This window comes from Rhodococcoides fascians NBRC 12155 = LMG 3623 (genome assembly GCF_001894785.1).
GTDB lineage: Bacteria > Actinomycetota > Actinomycetes > Mycobacteriales > Mycobacteriaceae > Rhodococcoides > Rhodococcoides fascians.
In genome coordinates this window covers 213,167-229,102 of sequence record NZ_BCWW01000009.1, presented here as the reverse complement: position 1 = coordinate 229,102, position 15,936 = coordinate 213,167, and the positions used below count along the sequence as shown (strand labels likewise).

Here is a 15,936-nt window from a genome sequence, read left to right as displayed (position 1 = left end):
GGACCGGTCAGCGTGCGGGGCGCAGCTCGCGGGGCAAGGAAAAGACCAGGGTCTCGTTCGCGGTGGTGACGGGCTGCACGTCAGCGTATCCGTGCTCGGCGAACAGGTCGATGACGCCCTGAACCAGGATCTCCGGCACGGACGCTCCCGACGTGATGCCGATGGTCTCGACGCCGTCGAGCCACGCCAGATCGATCTCTTTCGCGTAATCCACCAGGTAGCTGGCCCGTGCGCCGGCACCGAGGGCGACCTCGACCAGGCGCACCGAGTTCGACGAGTTCTTCGAGCCGACGACGATCACCAGATCGCACTCCGGTGCCATCGCCTTCACCGCGACCTGACGGTTCTGCGTGGCGTAGCAGATGTCGTCGCTCGGCGGATCCTGCAAGGTCGGGAAGCGCTCCCGCAGCTTCGCGACCGTCATCATGGTCTCGTCGACGCTCAGCGTGGTCTGCGAAAGCCAGATGACCTTGTTCTCGTCGCGCACCGTGACGCTGTCCACCGACTCCGGGCCGTCCACGAGCTGGATGTGCTCGGGTGCCTCACCTGCGGTGCCCTCGACCTCCTCGTGGCCCTCGTGGCCGATGAGCAGAATGTCGTAGTCGTCTCGGGCGAACCGCTTGGCTTCCTGGTGCACCTTGGTCACCAGCGGGCAGGTCGCGTCGATCGTCCGCAGGTTCCGCTCGGCGGCAGAAGTGTGCACCGCAGGCGAGACACCGTGCGCCGAGAACACCAGCAGCGAACCCTCGGGCACCTCGTCGGTCTCCTCGACGAACACCGCACCGCGATCGGACAGCGTCTCGACCACGTGCTTGTTGTGCACGATCTCCTTGCGCACGTACACCGGCGCACCGTGCTGTTCGAGTGCCTTCTCGACGGTCTCGACGGCGCGATCCACGCCCGCGCAGTAGCCGCGCGGCTCGGCGAGAAGCACTCGCTTACCCCCGGCATGCGCGGTCGTGTGCGAGCCGGCGGAGTGTGCGATACCAAGATTCAAAGGAACAGCCGAAGACATACCTCCCAGGATACGTGTATCGCAGCAACCGGGTCATTCCGCAGGCCCTGGCCTGTCGGCTACCCAAAGACGACGACTTCGGGCAGTCTGGTGTGCATGACTCGACTCCCCTTTGCGGCGCGGGTGGCTGCAGGCGTCGCCGTGACCGTCGTGGAAGAGGCCCGCAAGCTTCCCGGTTCCGCGTTGATGTTGCCGATGACCGTCGTCAGCGAGGCGTTGGCGCGCGGCATGCGGCTTCAGCAGCAGGTGACAGCCCTCGCCATCAAGGGCGATCTGGTCATTTCGGCTCTGCCGGTGATCGGAACTCCGCGCGAGGAGCAGCCGTCGTGGGCGAGTTTCGACGAGGACGACGACGACGCGTTCCCGGCCACGTCGAGGTTCGACTCCGCAGCAGTCACCGATGACGTCGATGTTCCCGACACACCGGTGGCCGAGCCCATCGCCGCGAACGGACGATTTGCTCTGTACTCGACGCCTCCGCTGGACGAACCGGTGCAGGACACGTCGGCGAAGCCCGCAGCAGCTGCGAAGCCCGAGATCGTCGAGATGATCGACTTCGACACCCTTGCCCTGGCTCAGTTGCGCGCACGGCTGCGCACGCTGTCCATCGAGGATCTGGAAACCCTGCTCGAGTACGAGAACGCGACGTCGGCTCGCGCACCGTTCCAGACCATGCTCGCCAACCGAATCACCACCGCCAAGGCGAAGTGAGCACTCCCCCCACTCAGTCCGGCCCCGCCCCATCCGGTGCGAGCACCGCCGAACAACCATGGCCGGTGCGCACCGTCGCGATGAAGGTCGCCGGGTGGATCGACAAACTCGGCAGCATCTGGGTCGAGGGGCAGCTGACGCAGATCAACGCCCGCCCCGGCACGCGCACGGCATTTCTGACTCTGCGTGATCCGTCGGCGGACATGTCGTTGTCGGTGACCTGCTCGCCGCAGCTGCTGGATCGTTCGCCCGTTCCGCTGACCGAAGGCGCGCGCGTCATCCTCTACGGCAAGCTGTCGTTCTTCACCGGCCGCGGCACCATTTCGCTGCGCGCCACCGATATTCGCGCTGTGGGTGTCGGCGAACTACTGGCCCGCATCGAACGGCTCCGGGCTCTGCTGGCCGCCGAAGGACTGTTCGACCCGCGACTCAAGCGTCCGCTGCCGTTCCTGCCCGGCACCATCGGGCTCATCACCGCTCGCGCCAGCGCAGCCGAGAAGGACGTCCTCACCGTCGCGCAGAGGCGTTGGCCTGCAGTGCGATTCGAGGTACGGAACACTCCGGTCCAGGGTCCACAAGCGGTGCCGGCAATCCTGGACGCGTTGAAGGATCTGAACGACGACCCGCGCGTCGACGTCATCGTCCTCGCCCGCGGCGGCGGTAGCGTCGAGGATCTATTGCCGTTCTCCGACGAGGCACTGTGCCGAGCCATCTCACGGGCGACGACGCCGATCGTCAGCGCCATCGGTCACGAACCCGACAGTCCCCTCAGCGATCACGTCGCCGACCTGCGCGCTGCCACCCCCACCGATGCCGCCAAGCTCGTGGTGCCCGACGCCGTCGCCGAACAAGCGTTGGTCGCGGAACTGAAGGCCAGAAGCGCTGCAGCGCTTCGCAATTGGGTGGAACGTGAGGCGCGCGGGCTGGAGATGCTGCGGCATCGACCCGTGTTGGCCGATCCGTTGGCGGCCCTCGAACAGCGTCGCGAGGAAGTTCGGCGACTCGCCGATGCAGCTCGACGCGACGTGCAGCGCGAGCTGACCACCCAGGACACGCTCGTCGAACATCTGCGGGCGAGGCTGTCGACGCTGGGGCCTGCTGCCACACTTGCCCGGGGCTATGCCGTCGTACAGCGGGTGGTGCCGGGTGCCGATCCCGAGGTACTGCGTTCGGTCGAGGACGCGCCGCCGGGTACACAGATCAGGGTGCGGGTGGCCGACGGTGCCGTCACCGCCGCAGTAATGGGCCGAGTGAAATGACGCCGAGTGAAAAGACAGAGGGAGATTCGATGAGCGAGAACGAAGACAAGCCGGTGTCCGAACTGGGCTACGAGGAAGCCCGCGACGAGCTGGTCGGAGTGGTGAAGATCCTCGAGCAAGGCGGGCTCGATCTCGACGCATCCCTCGCTCTGTGGGAGCGCGGCGAACAATTGGCGACGCGCTGCGAGGAACAACTGGCAGGTGCACGCAAGCGCATCGAGACCGCGCTGGCGAGCACCGAGAACGACAGCTAGGGCGCGAGCGGTTCGGTGGCCTCGACCGCAGCCGCGAGAGTGGTGAATTCTTCGGTGTTCGCCGTGCCGCCCAACAGGATTCGCACGTCACCGAAGTCCGAGACCCAGTAGGTGCGCGAGCCTTCCTCGCCGTACACGACCCAGTCTCGACCCGAGACGTTCTGCGCGCCCGACGCGTACACCGTCTCCCCGGCCACGAACGGCACCACCAGTTCCTCGGACGCGGCCGTCTGAGTCAGTTGCAGGTACGCACCCGATCCGGTGATGTATCCGACAGTCGACGCCGCTCCACCGCTGTCACCGGAAATGGTCGCGCGGCTCCCCGAATTGGGCGTCCATTCCTCGGGAACGACCGGATTGCGCACCGGGAACCCGATTTCGGCCGCGTCGTACTGCAGTGCCGAGTTCACGTCGAAGTTGGGAATGGGTCCCTGCTTGGGTCCACCCGGGCTCAACGAGCACTGACTGGCCACGCCTGCAATCAACAAACACGCAATGACCAGCGGAATCAGCGACCAGACCATGTCGCGGTTGTTGTTGAGAATCCGAGGTTTGCTGTTTGCCACATTTCCAGTATCCCCTCTGTGCGGCAGTGCTCGGTCGGCGCGTACCTCACAGTCGACCCGACCCCACCGCGGGCATCACAGAAGTGAGATAATCCTGCCTGGGTAACACCCCACCAACCAGGAGGCTACAAACCGATGACGGCCAGCACCGAGTCCACTCGCGCCATGGCGCCAGATCGCAACCTCGCACTCGAACTCGTCCGCGTCACCGAGGCCGGTGCGCTCGCCTCGGGTCGCTGGGTCGGTCGGGGCGACAAGGAAGGTGGCGACGGAGCAGCCGTCGACGCGATGCGTCAGTTGGTCAGCTCGGTCTCCATGCGCGGCGTCGTCGTCATCGGCGAAGGCGAGAAGGACGAAGCGCCGATGCTCTACAACGGCGAGCAGGTCGGCAACGGAAACGGACCCGAGGTGGACTTCGCCGTCGACCCCGTCGACGGAACCACCCTGATGGCCAAGGGCATGCCCAACGCCATCTCGGTACTCGCCGTCGCCGAGCGCGGCGCGATGTTCGATCCCTCGGCCGTGTTCTACATGGAGAAGATCGCAGTCGGACCCGATTACGCCGACGTCATCGACATCACCGTCCCCGTCGCCGAGAACATCGCCCGCATCGCCAAGATCAAAAAGGGTTCCGCCTCCGACGTGACGGTGTGCATCCTCGACCGCCCCAGGCATGCCGAACTGATCCAGCAGGTGCGCGACGCCGGATCACGCATCCGGTTGATCTCCGACGGTGACGTCGCCGGCGCCATCGCCGCCGCTCGTCCCGACTCCGGCACCGACATGCTCATCGGCACCGGCGGAACGCCCGAGGGCATCATCGCGGCCGCCGCGATGCGCTGCATGGACGGCGCGATCCTGGGCCGTCTGGCACCCACGGACGACACCGAGAAGCAGAAGGCCATCGACGCCGGCCACGACCTCGATCGCGTCCTCGACACCAAGGACCTCGTCTCGGGTGAAAACGTCTTCTTCACCGCCACCGGCGTCACCGACGGCGACCTGCTGCGCGGCGTTCGCTACGCGGGCGGCGGAGCCCACACCCAGTCCATCGTCATGCGTTCGAAGTCCGGCACCGTGCGCATGATCGACGCCTACCACCGCCTCGAGAAGCTGCGCGAGTACTCCTCGGTGGACTTCGACGCCGACGAATCCGGCCAGGCACCGTCCTTCTGATCCCCGAAACCACGACTGGCAAAGTAAGGCTCATGACGCAGACAGACGAACAGCAGTTCCGGATCGAACACGACACCATGGGAGAGGTTCGCGTCCCCATCGACGCGCTCTGGCGCGCCCAGACGCAGCGTGCGGTGGAGAACTTCCCCATCTCGGGCCGCCCGCTCGAGCGCACCCAGATCCGCGCGATGGGCCTGCTCAAGGCAGCCTGCGCGCAGGTCAACAAGGATCTCGGTCTGCTCGACGGCACATTGGCCGACGCGATCATCGCGGCAGCCAACGAAATTGCCGAGGGCAAGCACGACGATCAGTTCCCGATCGACGTCTTCCAGACCGGCTCGGGCACCAGCTCCAACATGAACGCCAACGAGGTCATCGCGTCGATCGCCAAGGCCAACGGCGTCGAGGTGCACCCCAACGACCACGTGAACATGTCGCAGTCCTCCAACGACACGTTCCCGACGGCCACGCACGTCGCCGCCACCGAAGCAGCCGTCACCTCCCTGGTGCCCGCGCTGCGGCACCTGCACGAGGCTCTGGTGACCAAGGCCACCGAGTGGAAGCACGTCGTCAAGTCCGGACGCACCCACCTGATGGATGCCGTCCCCGTCACTCTCGGTCAGGAATTCGGCGGCTACGCCCGGCAGATCGAGGCCGGCATCGAGCGCGTCGAAGCCACCCTGCCGCGTCTGGGTGAACTGCCCATCGGCGGCACCGCCGTCGGCACCGGCCTCAACGCACCCGACGGCTTCGGCCCGAAAGTTGTTGCTGCTCTGGTGAAGTCGACGGGCATCGACGCCCTCACCGCCGCCAAGGATTCGTTCGAGGCGCAGGCCGCTCGCGACGGACTGGTCGAGGCATCGGGCGCACTGCGCACCATCGCAGTGTCACTGACCAAGATCGCCAACGACATTCGCTGGATGGGATCGGGGCCGCTCACCGGACTCGGCGAGATCGCACTCCCCGACCTGCAGCCCGGCAGCTCGATCATGCCCGGCAAGGTCAATCCGGTTCTGCCCGAGGCTGTCACGCAGGTCGCCGCACAGGTCATCGGTAACGACGCGGCAGTGGCCTTCGGCGGCGCATCGGGTGCCTTCGAGCTCAACGTGTACATCCCGATGATGGCCCGCAACGTTCTCGAATCCTTCAAGTTGCTCGCCAACGTCTCGGTGCTGTTCGCCGACAAGTGCGTCGTCGGCCTCGAAGCCAACGTCGAGCACCTCAAGACCCTCGCCGAGTCCTCGCCGTCCATCGTGACGCCGCTGAACTCCGCAATCGGCTACGAGGAAGCGGCCGCAGTCGCCAAGCAGGCACTGAAGGAAAAGAAGACGATCCGTCAGACCGTCATCGACCGCGGACTGATCGGCGACAAGCTCAGCGAAGCAGAACTGGACAAGCGCCTCGACGTCCTGGCCATGGCGAAGGTCAAGGACTAGTTTCGCTGCTCTACCCGCAGGACCCGCAGGACCCGCTGCACCCTTGAACGCGCCCGCCCCCGGTTGGATCAATGTGGGTTTCAGTCACTCTGACTGCAACAAAGTCGCATTGATCCGACCGGGGGCGGGTCGGTTTCGAAAGGGGCGTACCTCAGGCCAGGTGCGCGAGTTCTTCGCGTGCCTTCAGGCCGTCCTCACCCAGATCGGTGCGGTCGAAGATCTTCCAGCCTGCGAGCAACGGCTTGAACACCTTGTCGCGTTCCTGGTCGGCGTCGTAGATGCCGGCTTCGGCGAGGGCGGCGATGCTGCTGCCGCGGTCCGGAAGCTCGATCTCGGGGATCTTGAAGCCGTTGATGCGGTCGGCCACTGCGCGCGCAGCCTGATCGGGTACGACAGCGAATGCCTCGTCGAGGATGCTGGCGAAGAATGCCGACTGCAGCTCGTCGTCGTCGGCAATTTTGCCGAGGATGGTGGCCAGTACCGGATCCTTGCCGAGGGCGATGGTGTTGCGGTTACGCAAGGCGGCGGCAGCTTCTTCGATGGCGAAGTGCGCCAGGATGTCGAGCAGCCGCTGGCTGGGCGCGTCGAATCCGAGGGTCATGTGTTCCATCCGCACTCGCTCGAGGGCGACCGGATCGACAGCGCGGGTGAGCACCAGGAAGTTGCGCAGCACGATCGACTGTCGGTTCTCTTCCGACGTCCAGCGGCCCGTCCACTTCCACCAGGCACCGAGGCCGGTGAGGGCGTGGGCCAGTTCCCGGTGGTAGGCGGGGAGGTTGTCGGCCACCAACACGCCCACCGTGGCGGACAGAATTTCGACGTCGCTCAGGTGCGACTGCTCGGGCGACCAATCCTCGCCGCCGAGGAACGCGAAGTTCTTGCCGTCGTCGAACGGCGCGAGCTCATGGGGGTGCCAATCACTCGCTGCCTCGATATGGCGTCGTAGATTCTCTTCGACCGCGGGCTCCAAACGGACCAGCAGATCACCGTCGGACAGGTTCGTAGACATGCGGTAACCGTAGCGCCTGCCGCCGAGCGTCCGACGTCGCGCCCCTGACCTCTGTGAATTCTCCTAACGCCAGGTCGTTGCGGGTCTATCCTCAGGTGCATCCAATCATCGACGTGAGGACTCCTCATGATGCGGTCGGGTCGAAATTTTCTGTGTCTTGCTGTCGTGTGCTCTCTGGTTCTGTTGGCAGGGTGCTCCGAAGACGCACCCACCGCAGACAGTCCACCGGCGTCCGAGCCGGCGCCGACCGAGGATCTGTCGCCCGGCCAGGTTGCCGGCGTCGACGTTCCGGCCGGTCGCGTCGACGATGCGGTCGGCAAGCTCGACGGTATCGCCGACGAACTGATGGCGTCGTCGAACATTCCGGGTATGGCCATTGCCGTCGTGCACGGTTCCGACGTCGTCTACTCGAAAGGCTTCGGCGTTCGCGAAATGGGCAAGGACGACCCGATCGACGGCGACACCGTGTTCCAGCTGGCCTCGCTGTCCAAGTCGGTGGGTGCGACGGTGGTCGCGTCACAGGTGGGAGCGGGTGTCATCGACTGGTCGACGCCGGTGGTCTCCGAGCTGCCGTGGTTTGCGCTGGACGATCCGTGGGTGACTCAGAACATCACGGTCGGCGACTTCTACGCGCATCGAAGCGGACTCCCAGAGCACGAAGGCGATCTGCTCGAAGACCTCGGCTACGACCGCAGACAGATCCTCGAGCGCCTTCGGGAGGTGCCCCTCGATCCGTTCCGATCCACGTATCACTACACCAACTTCGGGATCACAGCCGCGGCCGAGGCCGTCGCTGCCGCCTCGGGCAAGGACTGGGACACCCTCAGCCAGGACACGATCTACGGTCCACTCGGCATGACCTCGACCAGCTCGTCGTTCTCCGACTACATCGACCGCGCCGACCGAGCGGTACCTCACGTCCTCGTGGACGGCGAGTATCAGGCCCGATACCAACGCGAACCCGATCCGCAGACGCCGGCCGGTGGCGTCAGCTCCTCGGTGAACGATCTCGGCAGGTGGCTGACGATGCTCATCGCCGACGGCACCCACGACGGGAACCAGATCGTCGATCCCGACGCCCTCCTTCCTGCCATCAGCGCGCAGATCGTCTCGAGCCCGTCGACGACGGCGGATTCGCGCGCGGGCTACTACGGATACGGATTCAACATCTCCACCAGTGCAGCCGGCCGCACGACCGTCAGCCATTCCGGAGCGTTCGCACTCGGGGCGGGCACGAACTTTCACTGGATCCCGTCGCTCGACGTCGCCATCGTCGTACTGACCAACGCCGCGCCACTGGGCATCGCAGAAACGGTCACGGCCGAGTTCGCCGACCTCGTGCAGTTCGGCGAGGTACGCGAGGACTGGCGAACGCTGTACAAGAATGCTTTCGCCGGTATGAGCGAGCCGGAGGGCGAGCTCGCGGGGAAGACCGCTCCGCCGAATGCCGCTGCACCGCAACCGCTCACGTCGTACACCGGGTTGTACCAGAACGCCTACTGGGGGCCGGCCACCGTCGCGGAGGTCGACGGGAGGCTGGTGTTGACCCTCGGACCGAACTCGACTTCCTACGAGTTGTCGCACTGGGACGGTGATACGTTCGCGTTCGAGCCGACCGGTGAGAACGCACCGGACGGAACGATTTCTCAGGCGACTTTCGAGGGGAACACGGTCACACTCGAGTTCTTCGACGGCGATGGATTAGGACGGTTCACCAAGTGACTGATACCCGACAAGCAACCGATATCGTGCAAAACCTGTTCGACGCGTTGAGGCTTCGCGAGACCGATCGCGCGCTGACGCTTCTCGACGAGAAGATCGTGTGGCACAACGTCGGGCTTCCGAAGGTACGCGGAATCTCGAACGTCGGCAGATTTCTGACGCTGCTGGCCAAGCCGGGTTACGGCTTCGACGTCGTCGTGCACAACATCGCGGCCGACGGAGATGTCGTGCTCACCGAGCGCACCGACGTCCTGATCTGGCGTCGGCTTCGTGTCGAGTTCTGGGTGTGCGGAACATTCGAGCTGCGCGACGGCAAAGTAGCTGTGTGGCGCGACTATTTCGACAACGTCGATTTCCTCAAAGGCGTTGCGCGAGGAGTGCTCAGGGCTGCACTCGGCCGGTGACCCATGTGAGTGGAACTTCGTAGCAGGCTACGAAGTTCCACTCACGAGGGGCGTCAGGCCCCTGACGGACCGAATTCCTCGAGCATTTCGGTCACCAGTGCAGCGATCGGTGAACGCTCACTGCGAGTAAGGGTGATGTGCGCGAAAAGTGGGTGTCCCTTGAGCTTTTCGATGACGGCAGCGACGCCGTCGTGTCGTCCGACCCGCAGGTTGTCTCGTTGCGCGACGTCGTGGGTGAGCACGACGCGTGAGCCCGACCCCAGTCGGGACAGGACCGTGAGCAGCACATTGCGCTCGAGTGACTGCGCCTCGTCGACGATCACGAACGAATCGTGGAGCGAGCGACCACGAATGTGCGTGAGCGGCAACACTTCCAGCATTCCGCGGGCGATGACTTCTTCCATCACCTCCGGGCTGGCGAGCCCTTCGAGGGTGTCGAAGACAGCCTGGCCCCACGGGCCCATCTTCTCACTCTCACTGCCGGGGAGGTAGCCGAGTTCCTGCCCACCGACGGCGTAAAGAGGCCGGAAGACAACAACTTTCCGATGTGAGCGACGTTCGAGGACGGCCTCGAGTCCGGCAGTGAGAGCCAGTGCGGACTTACCGGTGCCGGCCTTGCCGCCGAGCGAGACGATGCCGATGCTCTCGTCGAGCAGAAGATCGAGCGCCACACGCTGTTCCGCCGAACGACCGTGCAGGCCGAACGCCTCACGCTCGCCGCGCACGAGCTGCAGCTGCTTGTCGGGCGTGACGCGTCCCAGTGCACTCTGCCGTCCGGCAAGCAGTCGAACTCCGGTGTGACACGGCAAGTCTCGGGCCTCGACGAGATCGATGACACCGTCGTTGAACAGGGTGTCCACGGCGTCGGAGGGCACCTCGAGCTCCGTCATACCGGTCCATCCGGACGGCACGACGTCGTGAGCGTGGTACTCGTCGGCGGGGAGCCCGACAGCACCGGCCTTGACGCGCAGCGGGATATCCTTGCTGACCAGCACCACATCTTTGCCCTCAGCCGCCAGATTCAGGGCGCAGGCGAGGATTCGAGAATCGTTGGAGTCGGTACGGAATCCGACGGGAAGCACCGACGGATCGGTGTGATTGAGCTCGACTTGCAGTGTGCCGCCGGATGTTCCGATGGGGACCGGCTGATCGAGTCGGCCAAATTCTACGCGAAGATCGTCGAGCATGCGCAAGGATTCCCGCGCGAACCATCCCAGTTCGTGATGGTGGCGTTTGCCCTCCAACTCGCTGATCACGATCAACGGAAGTACCACATTGTGCTCGGCGAACCGGATGACTGCCCACGGATCCGACAGCAGGACCGAGGTATCGAGCACGAATGTCCGAAGAGGGGCGGAAACGGAGCGTGAAGTGGTCACGTGGGGCTCCTACGTTTGCGCGGCACCGCGCAAACTCTGTCGCTCGGCCGGTCGGGTCCGATGTGTCAGGTGACACGAGGACCGGGTACCGGCCCTCTCGCGCTCACTAGCTCAGTCACGTATCAGAACCTCCCGCACAGGCAGCTTCCCCGCTGCCTGTTACTGCCGACGGTACCGCCGAAATCCGGTATCGGCTCGCTGGAAGTCTGGCGTGTCGGTGAACAACGCGTTACGGCCGATTCGCCCCAGGTCGGCGGGACGTTCGGTGCCGAGACCGCCCTCCCCCGTCGGATCAATGTGGCTTTGTTGCACTCAGATCGACTGATAGCCACATTGATCCGACCGGGGGCCAGCGTGAATGAACCACTGCAGACGTCTGAACGCTGCAACGGTCCATTGACGCGACCGGGGTGGGGCGGATCCGCAAGAAGGAAAGCCAGGGTCAGCCCAGCAATCCCCAGTCTTCGAGGCCCTCGTACAGCGGCTTGCTCTGTGCCAGTTTCACGACGCGTTCTTTCAGGGCGTCGGTGGCCTGACCCGTGGCCAGGGCGGTTGCGATGATGTCGGCGACCTCGGTGAACTCGGCTTCGCCGAATCCGCGGGTGGCGAGTGCGCCGGTGCCGATGCGCAGGCCGGAGGTGACCATGGGCGGGCGTGGGTCGAAGGGCACGGCGTTGCGGTTGACGGTGATGCCGACCTCGTGCAGGAGGTCTTCTGCCTGCTGGCCGTCGAGCTCGGAGTTGCGGAGGTCGACGAGGACGAGGTGCACGTCGGTGCCGCCAGTGAGGACGGACACGCCCTTGTCGGCGACGTCGGCACCGGTGAGACGCTCGGCGAGCAGCGACGCGCCGAGGAGGGTGCGTTCCTGACGTTCCTTGAACTCGGGCGTCGCAGCGATCTTGAAGGCGACGGCCTTCGCGGCGATGGCGTGCATCAGCGGCCCACCCTGCTGGCCGGGGAACACGGCGGAGTTGAGCTTCTTGGCCCATTCCTTCTTGGCGAGGATGATGCCGGAGCGCGGTCCGCCGAGGGTCTTGTGCACCGTGGAGGACACGACGTCTGCGTAGGGCACGGGTGAGGGGTGTACGCCTGCGGCGACGAGTCCGGCGAAGTGCGCCATGTCGACCCAGAGCAGTGCGCCCACTTCGTCGGCGATGGAACGGAACGCAGCGAAGTCCTGGTGGCGCGGGTAGGCCGACCAGCCGGCGATCAGCACCTGGGGCTTGGCGGCGATGGCCTGCTTGCGCACCTCGTCCATGTCGATGCGGTGATCTTCTTTCGACACCCCGTAGGACTCGACCTCGTAGAGCTTGCCCGAGAAGTTGAGCTTCATGCCGTGGGTGAGGTGGCCGCCGTGGGCCAGGTCGAGTCCCATGATCTTGTCGCCCGGGTTGATCAGTGCCATCAGTACCGCGGCGTTGGCCTGCGCACCGGCGTGCGGCTGCACGTTGGCGAACTCGGCACCGAAGAGTTCCTTGGCGCGATTGCGCGCGAGGTCCTCGACGATGTCGACGTGCTCGCAGCCGCCGTAGTAGCGGCGTCCGGGGTAACCCTCGGCGTACTTGTTGGTCAGGACGCTGCCCTGGGCCTGCAGAACCGCGCGGGGCACGAAGTTCTCCGAGGCGATCATCTCGAGGGTGTCGCGCTGACGTCCCAGTTCACCTGCCATCGCCGCGGCGACCTCGGGATCGAGCTCGGCCAGTGACAGGTTGTTGACGTCAGTCATAACAGGAGTCTCCAAGGGACAGCAGAGTAAGGGGGCATCAATAAACAACGGACCTGGGCCAGTTTACGAGACGCGTACTGCGCCCGGTGTCAGTGGCTCGTCGAGCAGTCTGCCGAACAGCTGTGCCCGCTCACTGGCGGTCTCTCCCTGGTCCAACCAGCCGGCGAGAAGCTTGTAGCCCTCGACGTAGGTACTGATGTACGCCCGCCACAGCGGCGAGGACAGAAAGCGCAGACTGTGCCGTGCGCGCTGCGGCGAGGCCAGCGACCATCGCTCCAGGTAGGCGGCCACATCGTCCTCGCTCCTGTGCTGATCGTGCAGCAACAGAGCGGCGTCCTGGCGAACCCCCAGCAGTTGGCTCGACGCCGCCGAGAGTCGCTCGGCCTTGTCGCCGTCGAATCGCAGTCCGAGGTCGGCGTAGATTTCCTGCGCCCATGCGCCCCAGCCTTCGCCGACGATCGCCCCGAGAGCGTGATCGGCGAGCCCCTCGGCCATCAGGCACTGCGGAGTGTTGACCACGAACAACGTCTGCTCGAGTTGTCCTGCGCCGACGAGCCCCGTCTCCTTGCGGCAGTGCTCGGTGTGGTGGCCGGGGTAGGACTCGTGCGCGATCAGGTGGGGCAGGTTGGCCATCTGCTGTTCGATGTCGGAGTTGATCGCGACGGTGGACTGGAAGTTGCCGAGGTAGTAGTTGAAGCCGGACCACGGCTTGTCGCCGACTACCTCGTACGTCACCTTCTCGTTCTCGGGCAACGAGTATTCGGCGCGGACACGGTCGCGCAATGCGGACGAGAACGCTTCGACGCAGTCCTGCAGTCGATCCGCTGGGATGACGTCGGCGCGGCGGTGGGCGATCAACCGTTCGCTCAGCGAGCCGGGTCCGGGGAGCACCTCGTCCATCTTGCGATGCGCCTGCAGGTACTGGTCCTGATCCCCCGGTGCGATTCGAACGTCGAAGTAGGCGTGGACCTCGTCGACGAAGCCGATGTTCTCGCCTGCGAACTTGCGCGCGGAGCATTCCAACGCCCGCAGGTGGACGTCGAGAAACGTCCGGCGTTCCGCTGTCAGTTCGACGTTGCCGAGCTCGGCGCGCAGTGTCTGCGCTCGACGGACGAGCTCACGCGGCTCCGGCGCCGGGGCGTTCTCGGTGATTCGACGCAGTTCGGGATCACCGGTGTACGCGTCGACGAAACCGTCTTCGAGTCGGTCGAAACTCAGGCCCAGCAACAGGTATTCGCGAACCAGGGAAGCAGCATCCATATCCGAACCCTAGTACGGCGAACGACCCCGCCCGTGCGCGGTGGACAGGCACCGAGCACAATCTGGAACCATGCGACTCGCGCCCGACAGGAGCAACGCCGAATCCTCAGCAGCTCCGATGCTCAGGTGGCGTGCGTGAGCGAGTCCAGTCCGTACGTCGAGTTCGACCGTGTGCAGTGGCGCACGCTGCGTCAATCCACACCGTTGGTACTCACCGAGGAAGAACTGGTCGGTCTGCGCGGCCTCGGTGAGCAGATCGATCTGGACGAGGTGGCCGAGGTCTATCTGCCGCTGGCCCGGCTGATTCATCTCCAGGTGGCCGCGCGCCAGCGGTTGTTCGCGGCAACGGCCACGTTCCTCGGTGAGAAACATCCCGATCGACAGGTTCCGTTCGTCATCGGCGTAGCGGGCAGCGTCGCGGTCGGTAAATCCACCACTGCCCGTGTGCTGCAAGCACTCCTGGCCCGGTGGGATCACCATCCCCGCGTGGACCTCGTCACCACGGACGGTTTCCTGTATCCGACGGCCGAGCTCATGCGCCGAGGGATCCTGCACCGCAAGGGCTTTCCCGAAAGTTACGACCGACGCAAGCTGCTCAGGTTCGTCACCGAGGTCAAGTCCGGAACCGAAGAGGTGGGCGCGCCGGTCTATTCGCACGTGTCGTACGACATCGTCAAAGGCCAGTACCACATGGTTCGCCAGCCCGACATCCTGATCGTGGAGGGGCTCAACGTACTCCAGACCGGACCTCGGCTGATGGTCTCGGATCTGTTCGACTTCTCGATCTACGTCGACGCTCGCATCGAGGACATCGAGAGCTGGTACGTCAAACGATTCCTGGCGCTACGCAAGACCTCGTTCACCGACCCGTCCTCGCATTTCCATCACTATGCAGGATTGTCCGACGATCACGCGCAGATCGCGGCCGAGGATCTGTGGCATTCGATCAACCTGCCGAACCTGGTGGAGAACATTCTGCCGACACGTCCGCGAGCAACCATGGTGCTGCGCAAGGACAACGACCATGCGATCAACCGGCTGCGCCTGCGAAAGTTGTAGGTCCAGGTCGTGAGTGGAAGTTCGTAGCAGGCTACGAACAGGAGTGGAGCCTGCGGAATGACCAGACGGTCCAGCCGCGCACGTCAGATACCGAACCGTCGGTGCCGTGCGGCGAAGTCGCGGAGTGCGCGCAAGAAGTCGACGCGACGGAATTCGGGCCAATAGGCCTCGGTGAACCAGATCTCCGAATATGCGCTCTGCCACAGCAGGAAACCGGACAGCCGTTGCTCTCCCGAGGTGCGGATGACCAGATCGGGATCGGGTTGACCCGAGGTGTACAAGTGACTGTCGATACCGTCGACGTTGATCGAGGCCACCAACTCGTCCCCGGTGATGCCCTCGGCGATCTTCTCGGTGACCAGTGACTGCACGGCGTCGGCGATTTCCTGACGCCCGCCGTATCCGACGGCGACGTTGACGTGCGTTCCGGTTCGGCCCTCGGTGCGCGCAGCCGCCTCCTTGAGCCGGCGTGAGGTCGAAGCAGGCAGCAGATCGAGAGTGCCGACGAGTTTGACACCCCAGTTCATCTCGGGTCCGCAGATCTCCTCGACGACGTCGGTGATGATGTCGAGCAGCGAATCAAGTTCGTCGGCATCCCGTCGGAGGTTCTCGGTCGAGAGCAGATAGATGGTGGCCATCTCGATTCCGGCAGCGTCGCACCAGCCGAGCATCTCGGCGATCTTGAGCGCCCCCATGCGGTGGCCGTGCGCGACGTCGGTGAACCCGTTCTCCCGTGCCCACCGCCGGTTGCCGTCACACATCACCGCGACGTGCCGCGGGTGCTGCACACCCTCGAGCTGACTCAACAAACGCCGCTCGTACACGTTGTAGAGAACGCCGCGCACCTTCTGCGGAATGATCACCACTACTTCGTCACCGCTGCTCTCATCACCACGGAGGATCACCTTACGCCGACGTCTTCGAGCGGGCGGCCGGTACAGTAGCGTCCGAACCTACGGT

General features: G+C 64.9%; 15 protein-coding genes. 8 read left to right on the top strand and 7 right to left on the bottom strand.

All coding sequences use genetic code 11. The annotated features are described in order from the left end of the window. Nucleotides 1-7: 7 nt before the first annotated feature. A complete protein-coding gene (locus RFA01S_RS19660) occupies nt 8-1,015 on the bottom strand; it encodes a 4-hydroxy-3-methylbut-2-enyl diphosphate reductase (RefSeq protein ID WP_027498130.1) in 1,008 nt (335 codons plus the stop codon). Between the two features lie 96 nt (nt 1,016-1,111). On the opposite strand from RFA01S_RS19660, the gene RFA01S_RS19655 reads away from it, so the two are divergent. The 3 genes from RFA01S_RS19655 to RFA01S_RS19645 are packed head-to-tail and all read left to right on the top strand — an operon-like array spanning nt 1,112 to nt 3,239. Then, nucleotides 1,112-1,726: a lipid droplet-associated protein gene (locus RFA01S_RS19655; protein ID WP_032407306.1), complete on the top strand. Its 615-nt coding sequence runs from the start codon at nt 1,112-1,114 to the stop codon at nt 1,724-1,726. Then, nucleotides 1,723-2,985, top strand: a complete 1,263-nt coding sequence (xseA, locus tag RFA01S_RS19650) for an exodeoxyribonuclease VII large subunit (protein WP_027498132.1) — start codon at nt 1,723-1,725, stop codon at nt 2,983-2,985. Before RFA01S_RS19655 ends, xseA begins: the two co-directional genes overlap by 4 nt. Before the next feature lie 29 nt (nt 2,986-3,014). Beyond that, complete coding sequence (locus RFA01S_RS19645; protein ID WP_027498133.1) at nt 3,015-3,239, top strand: exodeoxyribonuclease VII small subunit; 225 nt, start codon at nt 3,015-3,017, stop codon at nt 3,237-3,239. On the opposite strand, the gene RFA01S_RS19640 is transcribed toward RFA01S_RS19645, so the two are convergent. After that, nucleotides 3,236-3,805: a DUF4245 domain-containing protein gene (locus RFA01S_RS19640; protein ID WP_027498134.1), complete on the bottom strand. Its 570-nt coding sequence runs from the start codon at nt 3,803-3,805 to the stop codon at nt 3,236-3,238. The two genes, RFA01S_RS19645 and RFA01S_RS19640, sit on opposite strands and share 4 nt — an antisense overlap. Before the next feature lie 135 nt (nt 3,806-3,940). Here RFA01S_RS19640 and glpX point away from each other — a divergent pair, with 135 nt between their 5' ends. Further along, the gene (gene glpX, locus RFA01S_RS19635) at nt 3,941-4,981 is read left to right on the top strand and encodes a class II fructose-bisphosphatase (RefSeq protein ID WP_027498135.1); all 1,041 of its coding nucleotides are present in this window, start codon (nt 3,941-3,943) and stop codon (nt 4,979-4,981) included. 32 nt (nt 4,982-5,013) lie between these two features. Further along, nucleotides 5,014-6,417 carry a class II fumarate hydratase gene (locus RFA01S_RS19630; protein WP_032369679.1) on the top strand — a complete coding sequence of 468 codons (1,404 nt, stop codon included), beginning with the start codon at nt 5,014-5,016 and terminating at the stop codon, nt 6,415-6,417. A 151-nt stretch (nt 6,418-6,568) separates the two neighbouring features. Here RFA01S_RS19630 and RFA01S_RS19625 read toward each other — a convergent pair whose 3' ends face one another. Further along, nucleotides 6,569-7,426 (bottom strand): acyl-ACP desaturase, encoded by an 858-nt coding sequence (locus tag RFA01S_RS19625; protein WP_032365327.1) that lies wholly within the window; start codon nt 7,424-7,426, stop codon nt 6,569-6,571. A gap of 129 nt (nt 7,427-7,555) precedes the next feature. Here RFA01S_RS19625 and RFA01S_RS19620 point away from each other — a divergent pair, with 129 nt between their 5' ends. Further along, on the top strand, nt 7,556-9,148 hold the full coding sequence (locus RFA01S_RS19620) for a serine hydrolase (RefSeq protein ID WP_032407455.1): 1,593 nt from the start codon (nt 7,556-7,558) through the stop codon (nt 9,146-9,148). Continuing rightward, the gene (locus RFA01S_RS19615) at nt 9,145-9,552 is read left to right on the top strand and encodes a limonene-1,2-epoxide hydrolase family protein (protein ID WP_032407307.1); all 408 of its coding nucleotides are present in this window, start codon (nt 9,145-9,147) and stop codon (nt 9,550-9,552) included. The genes RFA01S_RS19620 and RFA01S_RS19615 overlap by 4 nt, the downstream gene beginning before the upstream one ends. Before the next feature lie 53 nt (nt 9,553-9,605). Here RFA01S_RS19615 and phoH2 read toward each other — a convergent pair whose 3' ends face one another. The 3 genes from phoH2 to RFA01S_RS19600 form a co-directional block, all read right to left on the bottom strand. Beyond that, the gene (gene phoH2 / locus RFA01S_RS19610) at nt 9,606-10,931 is read right to left on the bottom strand and encodes an RNA 5'-3' helicase PhoH2 (protein WP_027498140.1); all 1,326 of its coding nucleotides are present in this window, start codon (nt 10,929-10,931) and stop codon (nt 9,606-9,608) included. Between the two features lie 442 nt (nt 10,932-11,373). Then, a complete protein-coding gene (gene glyA / locus RFA01S_RS19605; protein ID WP_027498141.1) occupies nt 11,374-12,657 on the bottom strand; it encodes a serine hydroxymethyltransferase in 1,284 nt (427 codons plus the stop codon). Nucleotides 12,658-12,720: 63 nt separating this feature from the next. Continuing rightward, nucleotides 12,721-13,917, bottom strand: a complete 1,197-nt coding sequence (locus tag RFA01S_RS19600) for a hypothetical protein (RefSeq protein WP_032407308.1) — start codon at nt 13,915-13,917, stop codon at nt 12,721-12,723. Between the two features lie 126 nt (nt 13,918-14,043). Here RFA01S_RS19600 and coaA point away from each other — a divergent pair, with 126 nt between their 5' ends. Next, the gene (gene coaA / locus RFA01S_RS19595; protein ID WP_027498143.1) at nt 14,044-14,976 is read left to right on the top strand and encodes a type I pantothenate kinase; all 933 of its coding nucleotides are present in this window, start codon (nt 14,044-14,046) and stop codon (nt 14,974-14,976) included. A gap of 83 nt (nt 14,977-15,059) precedes the next feature. Here the strand turns inward: coaA and RFA01S_RS19590 are convergent, their stop codons facing one another. Then, the gene (locus RFA01S_RS19590) at nt 15,060-15,842 is read right to left on the bottom strand and encodes an isoprenyl transferase (protein ID WP_027498144.1); all 783 of its coding nucleotides are present in this window, start codon (nt 15,840-15,842) and stop codon (nt 15,060-15,062) included. Nucleotides 15,843-15,936: the final 94 nt, after the last annotated feature.

Bases quoted from the DNA above. Each gene is read 5' to 3' on its own strand.
- RFA01S_RS19660 (WP_027498130.1), bottom strand. From the start codon at position 1,015: ATGTCTTCGGCTGTTCCTTTGAATCTTGGTATCGCACACTCCGCCGGC.
- RFA01S_RS19655 (WP_032407306.1), top strand. From the start codon at position 1,112: ATGACTCGACTCCCCTTTGCGGCGCGGGTGGCTGCAGGCGTCGCCGTG.
- glpX (WP_027498135.1), top strand. From the start codon at position 3,941: ATGACGGCCAGCACCGAGTCCACTCGCGCCATGGCGCCAGATCGCAAC.
- RFA01S_RS19630 (WP_032369679.1), top strand. From the start codon at position 5,014: ATGACGCAGACAGACGAACAGCAGTTCCGGATCGAACACGACACCATG.
- RFA01S_RS19600 (WP_032407308.1), bottom strand. From the start codon at position 13,917: ATGGATGCTGCTTCCCTGGTTCGCGAATACCTGTTGCTGGGCCTGAGT.
- RFA01S_RS19625 (WP_032365327.1), bottom strand. From the start codon at position 7,426: ATGTCTACGAACCTGTCCGACGGTGATCTGCTGGTCCGTTTGGAGCCC.
- RFA01S_RS19645 (WP_027498133.1), top strand. From the start codon at position 3,015: ATGAGCGAGAACGAAGACAAGCCGGTGTCCGAACTGGGCTACGAGGAA.
- glyA (WP_027498141.1), bottom strand. From the start codon at position 12,657: ATGACTGACGTCAACAACCTGTCACTGGCCGAGCTCGATCCCGAGGTC.
- RFA01S_RS19620 (WP_032407455.1), top strand. From the start codon at position 7,556: ATGCGGTCGGGTCGAAATTTTCTGTGTCTTGCTGTCGTGTGCTCTCTG.